Origin of the sequence: Sphingomonas trueperi (assembly GCF_040545965.1) — a bacterium.
Lineage (GTDB): Bacteria > Pseudomonadota > Alphaproteobacteria > Sphingomonadales > Sphingomonadaceae > Sphingomonas > Sphingomonas trueperi_C.
The window spans coordinates 1-15,292 of record NZ_JBEPMV010000001.1; the positions used below are offsets into that span (position 1 = coordinate 1).

Here is a 15,292-nt window from a genome sequence, read left to right on the forward strand (position 1 = left end):
CTAGATCCGAAGATCTCGTTCGACTTGCATGTGTTAGGCATGCCGCCAGCGTTCGTTCTGAGCCAGGATCAAACTCTCAAGTTTGATGTTCCACCACATAGCCGCCGGAATGTGCGACCATGCAGCAGCTCATTTCTAGGAGCCGTTCCTGCACATTCTTGTGAAACCATTTAATCAGGCCGAAACCCAACCAAACAGCTTCCACGTATGGAAACGTGTAAGGACATGTATGAAACGGCTTGGCTTTTACCGAGCACCTTGCACCTAGAAGCTGCAAGACCCGGAGCCGCCGCCCACATGTCCCTTCATCTAAACCAACAATGTCAAAGAGCGACAAAAATCGACGCTGCGCCTTTCCCCTTTTTCTCGGGGCGGCCGCTGCGCCTGAATTTCGGTGACCGTCGCTGCGTTCCGGTGAGGAGCACCGCGTCGGTGGAGTGGCTTCTATGCGCGGTTCCCAACACCGTCAACGAGAAAATGAAACTTTCTGTCGTTTTCGTGACAGGCAGCCCTGAAATCCGCAGAAATCTGCGGTTTTTGAACCCCGATGATCCCGGCGGGAATGACCGTTTGATGACCATTCCCGCCGAATCAGCGGCGAATCGCGCCAGAATCAGCCCTGCATCCCCTGAATCGCGGCGAAGGCACGCACTGCTTCGGCTTCATCCCCACCCCAGACGGCATGGCTCACGGCAAGGAAGTCCGCGCCCGCCTGCACCAGCGGGCTCGCATCGGCCGGGGTGATTCCGCCGATCGCGACGCAGGGGATCTCGAACAGCGCCGACCACCAGGACAGGATCACCGGCTCGGGGCGATGCTCGGCGGTCTTGGTGGTCGTTGGATAGAAGGCGCCGAACGCGACATAGTCGGCCCCCGCCTCGCCTGCTTCCATCGCCAGATGCCGGCTGTCGTGGCAGGTCACGCCGATCTGGACATTGGGACCGAGGATCACGCGCGCCTCGCGCGCATCGCCATCCCCCTGCCCCAGATGCACGCCGTCTGCGCCGAGACGCTTGGCGAGGCTGACGCTGTCGTTGACGATAAAGGCGACCTCGGCATCGGCGCAGATGCGCTGCAGCGGCTCGGCAAGCTTGGCGGCCTGGTGCTGGTCGACATCCTTCACTCGGAACTGGAAGGCGGCGACCGGACCGGCATCGAGTGCGCGGCGCAGGCGGTCGGCAAAGCCGCCGGTCACGTCGAGCGGCGAGATCAGATAGAGCTGGCAGGGCGGGCGACGATCGTCGCGGACGAATTTCTCGGCAAAGCCTTCGAGGTTCGCTTCGTCTTCGAGATCTTCGAAGGGTTCGGACATGGGATACTCCGCTGCTGAAATGTCGGCGGAATGCTACCGCCTTTGTCGACGGGCCTTCCACCCCCTGTCCTTCGGGGTCAAGCAGCGGCAGTTATGCGGCGGCGCCGTCCGGGCGAACCCGTCGGCGCCGCCGGGGCAGGTTTCAGGCCTCCTCGCCCTTGTAGATCGTCACCAGCTTGTCGAGCATCGCCAGCGCTTCGGCGCGCGGGCGCTGGAAGGTGTTGCGGCCGATGATCGAACCCTGGCCGCCGCCGGCGAGAATGTCGCGGGCGTCCTGGTACACCGCATCCGCGCCCTTCGACGCGCCGCCCGAGAAGACGACGATGCGGCGGCCGGCGAAGCAGCTCTGCACGACATGGCGCACGCGGTCGGCCTGGTTGGACCAGTCGGTGCCCTCATAGAGCCTCTTGGCCTCGGCCTGCTCGATGTTCGCGGCGGGCAGCTTCACCTTGATGATGTGCGCGCCGAGCAGCGCCGCCATGTGCGCGGCATAGGCGCCGACGTCGAGCGCCAGTTCGCCTTCCTTGCTGAGCTTGCCGCCGCGCGGATAGGACCAGATCACCGTCGCGATCCCGACCGAAGCGGCCTGGGCGCGCATTTCCTTGATCTCTTCCATCATCTCGAACACGCCGTCGGCGCCCGGATAGATGGTGAAGCCGATCGCCGAGCAGCCGAGGCGCAGCGCGTCGTCGACGCCGCCGGTCACCGCCTGGTCGATGCCCGTCGCCCAGCTGTTCGAGCTGTTGACCTTGAGGATGGTCGGGATCTGGCCGGCAAAGGTGTCGGCGCCCGCCTCGATCATGCCGAGCGGGGCGGCATAGGCCGAAAGACCGGCGTCGATCGCGAGCTGGAAATGATAGTGCGGATCATAGGCGTCGGGATTGACCGAGAAGCTGCGCGCCGGGCCGTGCTCGAAGCCCTGGTCGACCGGCAGGATGATCAGCTTGCCGGTGCCGCCGAGCTTGCCCTGCATCAGGATGCGCGCGAGGTTCGCCTTCACCCCCGGATTGTCGGAGCCGTAATTGTCGAGGATCGCTTTGACGGCCGGTGTGATGCCCATGATGTCCCTCTGGATGGTGATACCGAAGGGTCCGTATCGCGCCCCTTCCCTTACGAAAAGGCTGACAACGTTGCCGAGTTGCTGCGGAGCAAAACTATTTCCGCAGCTGCGTAACAGCTCAAGCACCTGCCGCGGAATTGGTACTTCTTTGGTTCGTATAAGCTGTCTTATTGACGCGGTACCACTGCATCGAACCACCGACAGCCCAGCGAAGCCGAGAGAATCGCCTTGCCCGTGCAAACAAAAAGGGCGGGAACGCCGTCGCGTCCCGCCCTTCCCTGTCGGTGAAGACTGCCTCAGCGCGCCAGTGCGGCGACGCCGGGAAGTTCCTTGCCTTCCATCCATTCGAGGAAGGCGCCGCCCGCGGTCGAGACGAAGCTGAACTCGCCGCCGACGCCGGCTTGGTTGAGCGCCGCCACCGTGTCGCCGCCGCCGGCAACCGAGACGAGCTGGCTTTCCTTGGTAAGCGCCGCCGCGGTGCGGGCGAGCGAGACGGTCGCCGCGTCGAAGGGCGGGATCTCGAACGCGCCGAGCGGGCCGTTCCACACCAGCGTCTTGCAGGTCTTGAGCACGTCGGCGAGCGCCTCGGTGGCGGCGGGGCCGACATCGAGGATCATCTCGTCCGCCGCGACTTCGTGGACGTTGACCGTGCGCACCGGCGGGTTGGCGCGGAATTCCTTGGCCACCACCACGTCGTACGGCAGGTGGACGGTGCAGCCCGCGGCGTCCGCTGCGTCCATGATCTCCTCGGCGGTGCCGGTGAGGTCATGCTCGCACAGGCTCTTGCCGACATCGACGCCGCGCGCGGCGAGGAAGGTGTTGGCCATGCCGCCGCCGATGATCAGATGATCGACGCGTGCCACGAGGTGCTTGAGCACATCGAGCTTGGTCGAGACCTTGGCGCCCCCGACCACGGCTGCCACCGGATGCTCGGGGTTGCCCAGCGCCTTGTCGAGCGCGTCGAGCTCGGCTTCCATCTGGCGGCCGGCGAACGCAGGCAGCTTGTGGGCTAGGCCCTCGGTCGAGGCATGCGCGCGGTGCGCGGCCGAGAAGGCGTCGTTGACATAGAGGTCGCCGAGCGCGGCGAAGCGATCAACCACGGCGGGGTCGTTCTTCTCTTCACCGCCGAAGAAGCGAGTATTCTCGAGGAGCGCGATGTCGCCGTCATTGAGCGTCGCGACCGAGGCAGCGTCGCCCTCCCAGTCGATATAGCGGACCGAGCGACCCAGCACCTGCTCGAGCGGCTTGACGACCTGCGAGAGCGAGAATTCGGGATTGGGATTGCCCTTGGGGCGGCCGAAATGCGCGAGGATCAGCACCTTGGCGCCGCGGTCGGCCAGTTCGGCCACCGTCTGGATCGCGGCGCGCAGGCGCGTGTCGTCGCTCACCTTGCCGTCGGCCATCGGCACGTTGAGGTCCTCGCGGACCAGCACCCGCTTGCCGGTGATATCGCCCATGTCGTCGAGCGTCTTGAAAGTGCGCGCCATGCTGAACCCCTCGCTTTTGAATATCTGCGCGAGCGGCATCCTGTCGGCGGCACGCTCGCATCCTGCGCCTGTGCCATCGTTCGCCGTGCCGCCCCCGCCCCACCATCGTCATCCCGGCGCAAGCCGGGATCCATTGGCCTGGACGTCTTCGCTCCTGCCTCGCCGGAGTGACGAATGGATCCCGGCTTTCGCCGGGATGACAGAGGAAGCGCTGCCCAGCGACACGAAGGCCGCCTTGAAGATGGGAGGGGCTGATCCTCGGGCCGATCGCCCGTGCAGCCGTCCTCCCCTCCCCTAGCCCCTCCCGCGAGCGGGAGGAGAATTTAGAAAGTGCCCTCCGCCGAAGCGGAGGACTTCAGTCTTAGAGCCCGGCCATCACGGTCGCGGTGTCGACCATGCGGTTCGAGAAGCCCCACTCATTGTCGTACCAGCTGACCACGCGGACGAGCTTGCCGTCGATCACTGCGGTTTCCAGGCTGTCGACGGTCGACGAGGCCGGGGTGTGCACGATGTCGGCCGAGACGATCGGATCGGCGGTGTAGACCAGCACGCCCTTGAGCGGGCCGCTCTCCGAGGCCGCCTTCAGCACCGCATTGACTTCCTCGACCGAGGTGTCGCGCTTCGGCATGAAGGTCAGGTCGACAAGGCTGCCGTCCGGCACCGGCACGCGGACGGCCGAACCGTCGAGCTTGCCCTTGAGCTCCGGCAGCACCTCACCGACCGCGCGGGCAGCGCCCGTCGTGGTCGGGATGATCGACATCGCGGCGGCGCGCGCACGACGCAGGTCCGGGTGGATCTGGTCGAGGATCTTCTGGTCGTTGGTATAGGCGTGGACCGTGGTCATCAGGCCGCGCTCGATGCCGATCGCGTCGTTGAGAACCTTGGCGACCGGCGCCAGGCAGTTGGTGGTGCACGACGCGTTCGAGACGATGGTGTGCTCGGCAGTCAGCTTGTCGTGGTTCACGCCGTAGACGACGGTGAGATCGACATTCTTGCCCGGGGCCGAGATCAGCACCTTCTTGGCGCCGGCGTCGAGGTGCTTCTGGGCATCTTCACGCTTGGTGAAGAAGCCGGTGCATTCGAGCACGATGTCGACGCCGTTCTCGGCGTGCGGCAGGTTGGCGGGATCGCGCTCGGCGGTCACCTTGATGCGCTTGCCGTCGACGACGATGTCGTTGCCGTCGGCTTCGACCGTGCCCGGATACTTGCCGTGGATGCTGTCACGCGAGAACAGCCAGGCGTTCGACTTGGCGTCCGACAGGTCGTTGATCGTGACCAGCTCGAGGCCGCTTTCCGGGCGCTCGAGGATCGCGCGTGCCACCAACCGGCCGATACGTCCGAAACCGTTGATCGCAACCTTGGTCATGCCTGTTCTCCGTTCAGCTTAGCGATGATCTGCGGAACGATGGCGTCCGCAGTGAGACCGAAATGTTCGTAGAGCTTTAGATAGGGACCCGAAGCGCCGAAGCTATCCACGCCGAAGCGCAAACCATCGTTTCCGGTATAGCGCTCCCAGCCGAAGGTGGTGCCAGCCTCGATCGACACCTTGAGTGCATCTTGCGGCAGGATGTCGCGCTTATAGGCGGCGTCCTGCGCATCGAAGCGCTCGAAGCACGGGACCGAGACGACGTCGGTGCCGATGCCCTGGGCTTCCAGCGCCTCGCGCACGGCGACGGCGATCTCGACTTCCGAGCCGGTGGCATAGACCACCACCTTGCGCGGGGCTTCCGCCTCCAGCAGCGCATAGGCGCCGCGGGCCGAGCGGTTCTCGGCGGCTTCGGTGCGCAGCTGCGGCAGGTTCTGCCGGCTGAGCGCGATCAGCGCGGGACCGTCGGTCTTGGCGAGTGCTGCTTCCCACGCCTCGGCGGTCTCGACGACGTCGCACGGGCGCCAGACGTCGAGATTGGGGATGACGCGCAGGCTCATGAGGTGCTCGACCGGCTGGTGGGTCGGGCCGTCCTCGCCGAGGCCGATCGAATCGTGCGTCATCACATAGACGACGCGGGCGTGCTGGAGCGCCGAGAGGCGGATCGCCGCGCGGGCATAGTCGGCGAAGACGAGGAAGGTGCCGCCATAGGGGATCACGCCCCCGTGCAGCGCCATGCCGTTCATCGCCGCGGCCATGCCGAATTCGCGGATGCCGTAATTGACGTAGCGGCCGCCGTAATTGTCGGCGTCCAGCCGCTGCAGCCCCTTGGTCAGCGTGTTGTTCGAGCCGGTGAGATCGGCCGAGCCGCCGATGGTCTCGTCGAGGATCGCGTTGACCGCTTCCAGCGCCAGCTCCGACGCCTTGCGGGTCGCGACCTTTTGCGGATTGGCGAGCAGCTGCTCGACATGCGGACGGAGCAGGTCCGCCGGCACGTCGCCGCGGCGTTCCCAGCCGAGGCGATCCGGATGCGCGGCAAGGCGCTGCTTCCAGGCGGCGTGCGGCGCTGCGCCGCGGGCGCCGGCGGCGAGCCAGGCATCGCGGATGTCCTGCGGGATCTCGAACGCCGGATGCGTCCAGCCGAGCGCGGCGCGCGCTGCGGCGACTTCGTCCTTGCCGAGCGGCGAGCCATGGACCTTGGACGAGCCCTGCTTGTTCGGCGCGCCCTTGCCGATGATCGTGCGGCACTTGACCAGCACCGGCTTGTCGCTGGCGATCGCCTCGTCGAGCGCGCGGGTGATGTCCGCCGCGTCATGACCATCGCACTCGACGACGTGCCAGCCGGTCGCGCGGTAGCGTGCAGGGATATCCTCGACCGACGACAGCGAGACCGGGCCATCGATGGTGATGTTGTTGGCGTCCCACAGCACGATCAGGCGGTTGAGCTTGAGGTGCCCGGCGATGCCGATCGCTTCGTGGTTGATGCCTTCCATCAGGCAGCCGTCGCCGGCGATCACCCAGGTGCGGTGATCGACCAGATCGTCGCCGAAGGTGGCGTTCAGGTGCCGCTCGGCGATCGCCATGCCGACCGCCATCGCCAGACCCTGGCCCAGCGGGCCGGTGGTGCATTCGACGCCCGCCAGCTCGAAATTCTCGGGGTGGCCGGCGCAGGGGCTGCCGATCTGGCGGAAATTCTTGATGTCCTCCAGCGTCGGGCGGGCATAGCCGGTCAGGTGCAGCAGCGAATAGAGCAGCATCGAGCCATGGCCGGCCGACAGCACGAAGCGATCGCGATCGGGCCAGGCCGGATCGGCCGGATCGAACTTCAGATAGTTCTGGAAGAGGACGGTCGCGACGTCGGCCATGCCCATCGGCATGCCGGGGTGACCCGAATTGGCGGCTTCCACCGCGTCCATGGAGAGCGCGCGGATCGCATTTGCGCAATCGGCGAAGGATGCTGTCACGTGATATTCCCCGTTTGGTCGCGCACGCCTTTGGAAGCACCGGGCTTCCGCGTCAACCGTTCGGCGCAGGCGTTACGACTTGCATTAACCCTGCTGCCCTTGCCGCTGCGGCGAACCATGCTATCCGGCAGGATAATGTCCGACTTAGTAGCAGATCGTATCGAGCGAGCGCTGAAGCGTATCGAGGTCGCCGCGGCCGCGCAGTCGCAGGTGCGCGCCAAGCTTGAGACCCGCAATGCAACGCTGCGCGCCCGGATCGAGTCGGCGCTGGTCGATCTCGATGCGCTGATCGCCCGCGAGCGCGAGCTCGAGGCACAGCTGGCCGGTGACGACACCGACACGGCGGAAGAGGAGCAGGGCTGATGGCGGAGATCACGCTCCAGGTCGCCGGGCGCAGCTATTCGGTGTCCGCACGCGACGAGGACATGCCGCATCTGCGCGAACTCGAGGCCCGGATCGGCAGCCATGCCGATGCCGCGCTGCGCGCCGCCGGCGGGCAAAGCGGCGAGCGCACCCTGCTCTATCTCGCGCTGATCCTTGCCGACGCGCTGGACGAAGCGGAGAAGAAGCCGGCCCCCGCCCCCGCGGTTCCCGACGGGCTGTTGGAGCGGATCGCCGATCGGCTCGAAGCCGTCGCATCGGCCCTTGAGGAAAGCGACGCGACGTCCTAGATTAGGACCGTGGCGGGAACTGCCCGGTGCGAGCCTTAGCAATTATCCCTGAGGCTATAATCTTCATCCATGGGAGCTGTCCCTGTGCAGATCCTGGTCTGCAACACATGGTTCCCACCTGACGTTCTGTGCGTCGGTGGATATTCAGGCCAACGGCCCATGGTGGTTCCCGTCACACCTTGCCCGCAGATCCGATGCTGAGCGACAAGCCCGCCCTCCGGGCGCGACTTCGCGCCGCGCGCGACCTGTTCGCGGCGGAATCGAGCACCGCGATCCGTGCACCCGAAGCCTTTGTCGAGCGGCTGACGCCGGGGCTGATCGTCGCCACCTATTGCCCGGTGGGCAGCGAGGCCGACCCGACCCAGCTCGCCGCCGCCGCCGCCGAGCGCGGTTGTGCGCTGGCGCTGCCGCACGTGATCGATCGTGCCGCGCCGATCCGCTTCCTCGCCTGGGAAATGGGCGCACCGCTGGTCGCCGGCCCCTTCGGACTGCGCCAGCCGGATGCCGCCAGTCCCGAGGTGGCGCCGGACGTGATCCTGACGCCGCTGATCGGCTATGACCCACGGCTCAACCGCCTCGGCCAAGGTGCCGGGCATTACGACCGCGCGTTTGCGCGCTTCGAGAAGGCGTGGCGGGTGGGCGTGGCCTGGTCCGCCCAGGAAGTGCCTGCTTTGCCCGCTGATATCTGGGACGTGCCGCTCCACGCCGTGGTGACCGAACAGGGCATGCGCTGGCACGCCGAGCCATGAGCCCGAGCTGGCGCAAACCCGCCGGCGCGCTGGCGATCATCGGGCTGATCCTGGTTTGGGTTGTGCTGGTCGCGAGCTTCTCGGGACAGATCGGGCGGCTGCCGATCCTGGTGCAGACCTTGGTGTATCTCGCGCTGGGGATCGTGTGGATCCTGCCGCTCAAGCCGCTGCTGCGCTGGATGGAGACGGGGCGCTGGCGGGCGTGAGGCGCGGGGTGCCCCCTCCACCACGCCGCTAACGCGGCGCGGTCCCCCTCCCCCGCTTGCGCGGGAGAGGAAATGCTATTCTAGCGCCGCTGCCCTTTGCCGTTTCCTCTCCCGCGCAGCGGGGGAGGGGGACCGCCGCCGAAGGCGGTGGTGGAGGGGGCTTGCCTCAGCGCCGCTCTCGCACCGCCTTGAACTCGGACCCCGCCTTCCATGTCGGCCAAGCCGTCCCGTTCGCCAGTTCCGCCCCGATCGTGCCGAGCAGATCGATATCCTGCACCGCCCCGGCAAGGTTCCAGTCCGGCCCCCAGGCATCACACGCCTGGTGGTAGCACTGCCCGGTATAGGCATCGATCCACGCCTGCCCGGCAGCCACCCCGCCCTGCTTCAGGTCCGAGGCCCCCGCGATGCCCATCAGCAGCAGCGTCGGCACGCCCTGCTTGGCGAAGGAGAAATGGTCCGCCCGGTAGAACAGCCCGCGCTCGGGCAGCCCCTCCGGCGTCACCCGCCGCCCTTGCGTCGCCGCAACCCGCGCCATGTCGTCCTCCAGCGTGTTCTGCCCCTTGCCGACGAGCACCACGTCGTTGGCGAGCCCCGCGGTCTGCAGGATGTCGAGCGTCAGGTTGGCGACGGTCTTGGCCATCGGCACCACCGGATGCTGGGTATAATAAAGCGAGCCGAGCAGCCCCCGCTCCTCCGCCGTCCAGGCGGCGAAGACGACGCTGCGCTTGGGCGCCGGTCCCGCCTTCATGCTCCGCGCGATCTCGAGCAGCCCAGCGATGCCCAGCGCATCGTCGTTGGCGCCCGCGCGATAGATGCGGCCCTTCGCATCGGGCTTGCCGACGCCGTACGCGTCCCAGTGCGCGCCGAACATGACCGCCTCGTCGGGCCGTTCGCTGCCGGGAATCTTCGCCAGCACGTTGTAGCTGTCGACCTGCTCGGCGGTGACCGGCACGTCGGCGGTGAAGCGGACGCCTTCCAGCGGCACCGGCCGGAAGCTCGCCTTGCGCGCTTCGACCCGCAGCTTGGCGAGATCGAGCCCGGCGGCGGCGAACAGCCGCGTCGCCGCCCCGCCTTCCAGCCAGCCCTGCAGCGCCACGCTGGTCAGATCCTCGGGCTTGCGGACGATGTCGTAATTCTCGCCGCCGCTGCTCACAACGACGTTCCAGCCATAGCCGGCGCCGGGCGTGTCATGGACGATCAGCGCGCCCACCGCGCCGCGCCGGGCGGCTTCCTCGAACTTGTAGGTCCAGCGGCCATAATAGGTCATCGTCCGCCCGCCGAACTTGCCGGCGACAGGCTCGCCCTTTTCGGCGGAAAAGTCCGGATCGTTGACCAGGAACACCGCGACCTTGCCCTTCAGGTCAACGCCCTTGAAGTCGTCCCACTGCCGCTCCGGCGCGGTGACGCCATAGCCGACGAACACCACCGGGGCGTTCGCGATTCGCGCGGCGGCGTCGGGGCGAATCGTCGAGACGTAGAGATCCTTGGCCTGCTCGACCGGCATCGCGCCCCTGGGGCCGTCGAATCGCAGCGTCGCGGGCGCGCCCAGGCGGGTGTGGAGCAGCGGCACCTTCTGGAGCCACTGGCCGTCCGGACCTGCCGGCTCCAGCCCCAGCGCCTCGAATCGCGCGACCAGATAGCCGAGGGTGCGGTCCTCGCCGCGGGTACCCGGCGCCCTGCCCTCGAACGAATCCGAGGCAAGCGTGCGGACCGTCTGTTCGATTCGCGACGAATCGGCAGCGATCTGGGCCGTTGCAGGGAGAGCGGTGGTGGCGAGGAGCAGCGCGAGCGCGCGAACGGAAGTGCGGATCATCGCAGCGGCTTAGCGCAGAAGAGAGAGGGCCTGCAAAGGCCTGGCCTGCGCGCATGTCCCGCATTTCCGGGGAGATGCGCCGCATGGCGCGAGTGACGGGGCTCGAACCCGCGACCTCCGGCGTGACAGGCCGGCGCTCTAACCAACTGAGCTACACCCGCTTGCTACCAAGCGAGGAAATCTTGGACGGCCAATCGCCGCCGGATTCCATCTGGAGTCCCGCAAGGCGAGTGGCGCGAGTGACGGGGCTCGAACCCGCGACCTCCGGCGTGACAGGCCGGCGCTCTAACCAACTGAGCTACACCCGCTTGAGCCAAGCGAGGAGGCGGCACCTAGCCGCGTGTTTTCAGGCTGTCAACCGGATTGATCGAGGTTCGCGCGACGACGCGAACGAATGTCCGAAGGATCGCGCACCAGCGTGCCCTGCTCGAACAGGAAACCGGCGATATCGGGCTTGCCCGCGGCGTTGAGCACGGTCTGGATGATGATCAGCAGCGGCACCGCCAGCAGCGCGCCGGTGGTGCCCCACACCCATCCCCAGAAGCTCAGCGAGATCAGGATCATGATCGGGTTGATGGTCAGCCGGTGGCCGACGATCAGCGGCGTCACGACATTGGCCTCTACGAGGTGCGCGGCGATCATGATCGCCGGGGGCACCATCGCCGTACCGATATCGGCATAGGACATCAGGCCACCCACCGCGAGCAGCAGCGCCGCGATGACGGGCCCGATGTACGGGATGTAGTTGAGCAGCGCGACGAGGCCGCCCCACATCAGCGGCGTCGGCATGCCCATCAGCCACAGCGCGCCCGCGACGATCAGGCCGAGCGTGACGTTGATCAGCGTGATCGTGCCCAGATAGGCCGAGGTATCGTCGACCACGTCCTGGATCACCCTCGCCGTCGCCATCGCGCCGCCGAAGCTGGCGCGGCTGGTGATCGCGCGGCGGCGCAGCCGGGTCCAGCCGGCTAGGAAGAAGTAGATGACGAGAATCGCGAAGAACATCTCGATCAGCGCCGACGGGGCGGAGGTGGTGAACAGGTCCATCAGCGACGTCGGCGGCTGGGCGGCCTGCACCACCGGCTGGCGGACGGGCGCCGAGGCGAAGTTGTTGAGCGTCTTGTTCACGAACCGCTCGAGGTTCGAATAGAAGCGGATCAGCGGTTCCAGATTGTGCTGGATCTTGGGAATGCTCTCGGGCAGCCGGCGGATCCACTGCCAGGCCGGCACCACGATCGAGGCGAGCGCGACGTTCGCCGCGGTGAGGAACAGCAGCACGCAGATGAACGAGGCGATCGGCGCGGGCAGCCGGTGCCGCTCCAGCCATTCGAGCAACGGCACCAGCGCGATCGCGATCACCAGCGAGGCAGTGACCGGCAGGAAGAAGCGCGCGCCCGCCTGGAGCGCGAACGGCAGCGCCAGCACCAGCCCCATGCCGGCGATCAGCACCAAGGCGGCCATCAGCCGGTCGCGGCGCAGGCTGGGCGCGGGCTCCTCGCCCTGCCAGTCCTCCGGCAGATCGGCGGCCGCGATCGGATCGGGAACGCCCCCCGCCCCGCCGCCGTCTCCACCCATCGTCCCGGTACGCTGGTCCACGCAAAAATCCCCTTCTGGTACAGTGTAGAGGCGCGATTGTGTTGCGGCAATGCAAGGCTCTAACACGGCGCAATTGCGGCGGCATCTGTTGCCAGCTAGCCTCAATTGCATGGCCGAATTGCTTCTGGTGATCGACGAGGGCACCACCTCGACTCGGGCGATGCTCTTCACGCCTTCCGGCCAATGTGTTGCGAGTAGATCTGCAGAACTGACGCAGCATTATCCCGGGCCCGGCCTCGTCGAGCATGACGCGGCCGAGATCTGGCGGCAGAGCCATGCCTGCGCCGCGGCGATGGTGTCGCTGGCGGGCGGCCCGCAGCGAATCGCCGCCATCGGCATCACCAACCAGCGCGAGACGGTGGTGTTCTGGGACAAGGCGACCGGCGAGCCGCTTGCCCCCGCGATCAGCTGGCAGGACCGGCGCACCGCGCCCTTGTGCCAGGCGATGCGGGAAGCAGGCGAGGAACCGGGCATCCAGGCCCGTACCGGGCTGCTGCTCGACCCCTATTTCTCCGGCACCAAGATCGCCTGGGCGATGACAAACTGGCCGCACCTCAAGGCGTTGGGCGATCGGCTGGCGATCGGCACGGTGGAGAGCTGGCTGGTGTGGAAGCTCACCGGCGGGCTCCACGTCACCGATGCGACCAACGCCTCGCGCACGCTGCTGATGGGGCTGGGCAGCGGCGGTTGGAGCGATGGGCTGGTCGAGCAATTCTGCGTGCCCCGCGCGGCGCTGCCCGAGATCGTTGATTGCGCCGGCCGGTTCGGGGTGACCAAGGCATTCGGCGGGGCGATCCCGATCTGCGGGCTCGCCGGCGACCAGCAGGCGGCGACAATCGGCCAGGCCTGCCTGACCCCAGGCGACACCAAGGCAACCTTTGGCACCGGCGCCTTCGTGCTCACCAACGCCGGCACGCTCCAGCCCCGCTCGCGCCACCGGCTGTTGGCGACGGTGCTGTGGCAGCTGGGCGGGCGGCGCACCTATGCGCTGGAGGGATCGGTGTTCGTGGCCGGCAGCCTGGTCCAGTGGCTGCGCGATTCGCTGGGGCTGATTACCACCGCGCCCGAAAGCGAGGCGATCGCGCGCTCGGTGTCCGACAATGGCGGCGTCTATTGCGTGCCGGCCCTCACGGGCCTCGGCGCGCCCTGGTGGGAGCCGGACGCGCGGGCGGCAATCTCCGGGCTCAGCTTTTCCTCCGGGCGCGCGCACATCGTCCGCGCGGCGCTGGAGGCGATGGCGCACCAGAGCCATGACCTCGAAACCGCGTTCGCCGCCGATGGCGCGCAATGGGGCCGGCTGCGCGTCGACGGGGGCATGATCACCAACGACTGGATCGCGCAGGATTTGGCTGACATCCTTGCCCTCCCCGTTGATCGGCCGGACTTCGCAGAGACCACGTCGCTGGGCGCGGCAATGCTGGCGGGGCTGGGCTGCGGCATGTTCGACAGCCTCGACGATGCGGCAATGATGCGCGGCACGATCCGCACCTTCGAGCCGCAGATGGAGCCCGGCGTGCGGGCGGCGCGGCTGGCGGGGTGGCGGGATGCGCTCGCGCGCGTCGTGGCCGCGCCGGCCATCAGCTGAACAGCCAGCTGCCCAGCAGCCGGCCGGGGAGCAGCGTGAACAGCCCGGCGGCTGCCAACCCGAGATAAGTGAGCGACATCACCCGGCGGTGCGCCTCGATCCGGTGGCGGCGGGCGAGCACAATACCGCGCGGGATCATCACCAGCACCACCACCGACAGCAAATGGATCGGGCTGAGGCTGCCGGTCATGCCGCGCAACCCGAAGCTGGACACCGCCGCGACCAGCATCAGCGCCGCCCAGAGCTTGCCGAGCATGCGGTGCAGCGCATCGCCCTTGCGCCGGAGCAGCACATAGGCGCCGAGCGGCAGCGCCGGCAGCACGGCGACGAGATGCACGGCCAGCCAGAGGTTGCGCATGCTTGACCGGGCGACGGCGCCGCTTGCAAGGCCATGCACGAAGGCCAGCAGGATGGCACCACCGGCGATCACGCCCAGGGTGACGATCAGCCGGTCGCGCGAGGGGAGCAGGAAGCCGGGATGTGCAACGTCGTTCATCAGTATCTCCTTTCCCGCCATCATGCCGCGGGCCCGGTCGCGGGCGAGGGGCTTTGCGGGAATGGCGAAATCGGCTTCGCGAAAGGTGCCTCCTGCGCGCGGGTGTACCGTTCGCGAAGCATGAACGGGCACGCCGCATGATCGGCAAGCGCAGACTGCTCGCGGAGCTGGCCATTTTGGGCGGGCTGATCCTGGTGCTGGCGGCGCTCGGGCCGTTCGGATCCTACGCAACGCCGCTGGGCCCTCGCCTGCTGCATTGGGCGCTGTACCTCGTCACCGGGTATATCTTCTTTCGCCCGGTTATCGCCGCCGGGAGCGCGCTCGCTAGACAGACAGGGATGTCGCGGCGCATCGCGATTGCCGTGGCCTGCGTGTTCGGGGCATTCCCGACCAGCATCATCTTCGTCTTCGTCGCCGCCGGCCCGACATGGCGGTCGGTGACCGGCGCCGATCTCGCCAGCGCCTATCTGCAAACGCTGATCGTCGGTGCGACGGTGACGATCGTGCAGCTGCTCGCCGGGCGCAGCGCTGTACCAGCCGATGCCGCCCCCGGCCCCTCAGCCGCGCCGCTTCCCGATTCGCAACCGACCACGGCTGTCGACGCGACCGAGGAGGCCCTGCCCGCGCTGCTCGACCAGCTGCCGCCCCATCTTCGCGGGCCGATCCTCTGCCTCGAAAACGAGGACCATTATGTCCGCGTGCACACGGCGCAGGGCAGCGCGCTGGTGCTGATCCGGATGCGCGATGCCGTCGCCCAGCTGGAGGGCCAGGGCGCGCGCGTCCATCGCAGCTGGTGGGTTGCGCGGCGCGCGTTGGCCGGTGCCGTCCGCCAGGATCGCAACTGGAAGCTGCGGCTCGTCGACGGGCGAGAGGTGCCGGTCGCTCGCGCCAGCGTGCCCGATCTGCGCGCGCAGGGCTGGCTGGGCGACGAGCCGCCCGCCGCCTGACAGCACAAAAAAAGGCCGGCCCGGGGGCGAACCCCAGGCC

Annotated in this window: 14 protein-coding genes, 2 tRNA genes, 1 rRNA gene and 1 other RNA gene; 7 read left to right on the forward strand and 11 right to left on the reverse strand. The window is 67.6% G+C overall.

The window, feature by feature from the left end:
• The 6 genes from ABIC35_RS00005 to tkt all read right to left on the reverse strand — a co-directional run.
• Positions 1-84: ribosomal RNA gene (locus tag ABIC35_RS00005) — 16S ribosomal RNA — on the reverse strand; the annotation flags it as partial.
• 529 nt (positions 85-613) lie between these two features.
• Positions 614-1,312 (reverse strand): thiamine phosphate synthase, encoded by a 699-nt coding sequence (gene thiE, locus ABIC35_RS00010; RefSeq protein WP_121078069.1) that lies wholly within the window; start codon positions 1,310-1,312, stop codon positions 614-616.
• 142 nt (positions 1,313-1,454) lie between these two features.
• On the reverse strand, positions 1,455-2,372 hold the full coding sequence (locus tag ABIC35_RS00015; RefSeq protein ID WP_121078071.1) for a class I fructose-bisphosphate aldolase: 918 nt from the start codon (positions 2,370-2,372) through the stop codon (positions 1,455-1,457).
• A 296-nt stretch (positions 2,373-2,668) separates the two neighbouring features.
• Entirely contained in the window at positions 2,669-3,859 is a 1,191-nt protein-coding gene (locus ABIC35_RS00020; RefSeq protein WP_121079504.1) for a phosphoglycerate kinase, read from the reverse strand.
• A gap of 361 nt (positions 3,860-4,220) precedes the next feature.
• Positions 4,221-5,225, reverse strand: a complete 1,005-nt coding sequence (gene gap / locus ABIC35_RS00025; protein WP_121078073.1) for a type I glyceraldehyde-3-phosphate dehydrogenase — start codon at positions 5,223-5,225, stop codon at positions 4,221-4,223.
• Positions 5,222-7,189 carry a transketolase gene (gene tkt, locus ABIC35_RS00030; RefSeq protein ID WP_121078075.1) on the reverse strand — a complete coding sequence of 656 codons (1,968 nt, stop codon included), beginning with the start codon at positions 7,187-7,189 and terminating at the stop codon, positions 5,222-5,224. The genes gap and tkt overlap by 4 nt, the downstream gene beginning before the upstream one ends.
• 135 nt (positions 7,190-7,324) lie before the next feature.
• Between tkt and ABIC35_RS00035 the strand changes: the two genes are divergently transcribed.
• The 5 genes from ABIC35_RS00035 (at position 7,325) to ABIC35_RS00055 (ending at position 8,815) form a co-directional block, all read left to right on the forward strand.
• On the forward strand, positions 7,325-7,552 hold the full coding sequence (locus tag ABIC35_RS00035) for a hypothetical protein (protein WP_354278132.1): 228 nt from the start codon (positions 7,325-7,327) through the stop codon (positions 7,550-7,552).
• On the forward strand, positions 7,552-7,860 hold the full coding sequence (locus ABIC35_RS00040; RefSeq protein WP_121078079.1) for a cell division protein ZapA: 309 nt from the start codon (positions 7,552-7,554) through the stop codon (positions 7,858-7,860). Before ABIC35_RS00035 ends, ABIC35_RS00040 begins: the two co-directional genes overlap by 1 nt.
• A gap of 13 nt (positions 7,861-7,873) precedes the next feature.
• A non-coding RNA gene (ssrS, locus tag ABIC35_RS00045) (6S RNA) lies at positions 7,874-8,033 on the forward strand.
• A 21-nt stretch (positions 8,034-8,054) separates the two neighbouring features.
• The gene (locus tag ABIC35_RS00050) at positions 8,055-8,609 is read left to right on the forward strand and encodes a 5-formyltetrahydrofolate cyclo-ligase (RefSeq protein WP_183049500.1); all 555 of its coding nucleotides are present in this window, start codon (positions 8,055-8,057) and stop codon (positions 8,607-8,609) included.
• The gene (locus tag ABIC35_RS00055; protein ID WP_121078081.1) at positions 8,606-8,815 is read left to right on the forward strand and encodes a DUF2842 domain-containing protein; all 210 of its coding nucleotides are present in this window, start codon (positions 8,606-8,608) and stop codon (positions 8,813-8,815) included. Before ABIC35_RS00050 ends, ABIC35_RS00055 begins: the two co-directional genes overlap by 4 nt.
• A 166-nt stretch (positions 8,816-8,981) precedes the next feature.
• Here the strand turns inward: ABIC35_RS00055 and ABIC35_RS00060 are convergent, their stop codons facing one another.
• The 4 genes from ABIC35_RS00060 to ABIC35_RS00075 form a co-directional block, all read right to left on the reverse strand.
• Positions 8,982-10,628 (reverse strand): M28 family metallopeptidase, encoded by a 1,647-nt coding sequence (locus ABIC35_RS00060; RefSeq protein ID WP_121078083.1) that lies wholly within the window; start codon positions 10,626-10,628, stop codon positions 8,982-8,984.
• 84 nt (positions 10,629-10,712) lie between these two features.
• Positions 10,713-10,789, reverse strand: a tRNA-Asp gene (locus tag ABIC35_RS00065).
• A gap of 70 nt (positions 10,790-10,859) precedes the next feature.
• Positions 10,860-10,936, reverse strand: a tRNA-Asp gene (locus tag ABIC35_RS00070).
• A 46-nt stretch (positions 10,937-10,982) separates the two neighbouring features.
• A complete protein-coding gene (locus ABIC35_RS00075; RefSeq protein WP_436286767.1) occupies positions 10,983-12,203 on the reverse strand; it encodes an AI-2E family transporter in 1,221 nt (406 codons plus the stop codon).
• A 130-nt stretch (positions 12,204-12,333) separates the two neighbouring features.
• Between ABIC35_RS00075 and ABIC35_RS00080 the strand changes: the two genes are divergently transcribed.
• The gene (locus ABIC35_RS00080; RefSeq protein ID WP_121078086.1) at positions 12,334-13,809 is read left to right on the forward strand and encodes an FGGY family carbohydrate kinase; all 1,476 of its coding nucleotides are present in this window, start codon (positions 12,334-12,336) and stop codon (positions 13,807-13,809) included.
• On the opposite strand, the gene ABIC35_RS00085 is transcribed toward ABIC35_RS00080, so the two are convergent.
• Entirely contained in the window at positions 13,802-14,305 is a 504-nt protein-coding gene (locus ABIC35_RS00085) for a DUF2306 domain-containing protein (RefSeq protein WP_183049423.1), read from the reverse strand. The genes ABIC35_RS00080 and ABIC35_RS00085 overlap by 8 nt on opposite strands.
• Positions 14,306-14,442: 137 nt before the next feature.
• Between ABIC35_RS00085 and ABIC35_RS00090 the strand changes: the two genes are divergently transcribed.
• The gene (locus ABIC35_RS00090) at positions 14,443-15,252 is read left to right on the forward strand and encodes a LytTR family DNA-binding domain-containing protein (protein WP_121078090.1); all 810 of its coding nucleotides are present in this window, start codon (positions 14,443-14,445) and stop codon (positions 15,250-15,252) included.
• Positions 15,253-15,292: the final 40 nt, after the last annotated feature.

Excerpts from the sequence above, each read along its gene's own strand:
- ABIC35_RS00020 (WP_121079504.1), bottom strand. The coding sequence starts at position 3,859 with ATGGCGCGCACTTTCAAGACGCTCGACGACATGGGCGATATCACCGGC.
- ABIC35_RS00015 (WP_121078071.1), bottom strand. The coding sequence starts at position 2,372 with ATGGGCATCACACCGGCCGTCAAAGCGATCCTCGACAATTACGGCTCC.
- gap (WP_121078073.1), bottom strand. The coding sequence starts at position 5,225 with ATGACCAAGGTTGCGATCAACGGTTTCGGACGTATCGGCCGGTTGGTG.
- ABIC35_RS00090 (WP_121078090.1), top strand. The coding sequence starts at position 14,443 with ATGATCGGCAAGCGCAGACTGCTCGCGGAGCTGGCCATTTTGGGCGGG.
- ABIC35_RS00050 (WP_183049500.1), top strand. The coding sequence starts at position 8,055 with ATGCTGAGCGACAAGCCCGCCCTCCGGGCGCGACTTCGCGCCGCGCGC.
- thiE (WP_121078069.1), bottom strand. The coding sequence starts at position 1,312 with ATGTCCGAACCCTTCGAAGATCTCGAAGACGAAGCGAACCTCGAAGGC.
- ABIC35_RS00055 (WP_121078081.1), top strand. The coding sequence starts at position 8,606 with ATGAGCCCGAGCTGGCGCAAACCCGCCGGCGCGCTGGCGATCATCGGG.
- ABIC35_RS00060 (WP_121078083.1), bottom strand. The coding sequence starts at position 10,628 with ATGATCCGCACTTCCGTTCGCGCGCTCGCGCTGCTCCTCGCCACCACC.
- ABIC35_RS00080 (WP_121078086.1), top strand. The coding sequence starts at position 12,334 with ATGGCCGAATTGCTTCTGGTGATCGACGAGGGCACCACCTCGACTCGG.
- ABIC35_RS00075 (WP_436286767.1), bottom strand. The coding sequence starts at position 12,203 with ATGGGTGGAGACGGCGGCGGGGCGGGGGGCGTTCCCGATCCGATCGCG.
- ABIC35_RS00035 (WP_354278132.1), top strand. The coding sequence starts at position 7,325 with ATGTCCGACTTAGTAGCAGATCGTATCGAGCGAGCGCTGAAGCGTATC.
- ABIC35_RS00040 (WP_121078079.1), top strand. The coding sequence starts at position 7,552 with ATGGCGGAGATCACGCTCCAGGTCGCCGGGCGCAGCTATTCGGTGTCC.
- ABIC35_RS00085 (WP_183049423.1), bottom strand. The coding sequence starts at position 14,305 with ATGAACGACGTTGCACATCCCGGCTTCCTGCTCCCCTCGCGCGACCGG.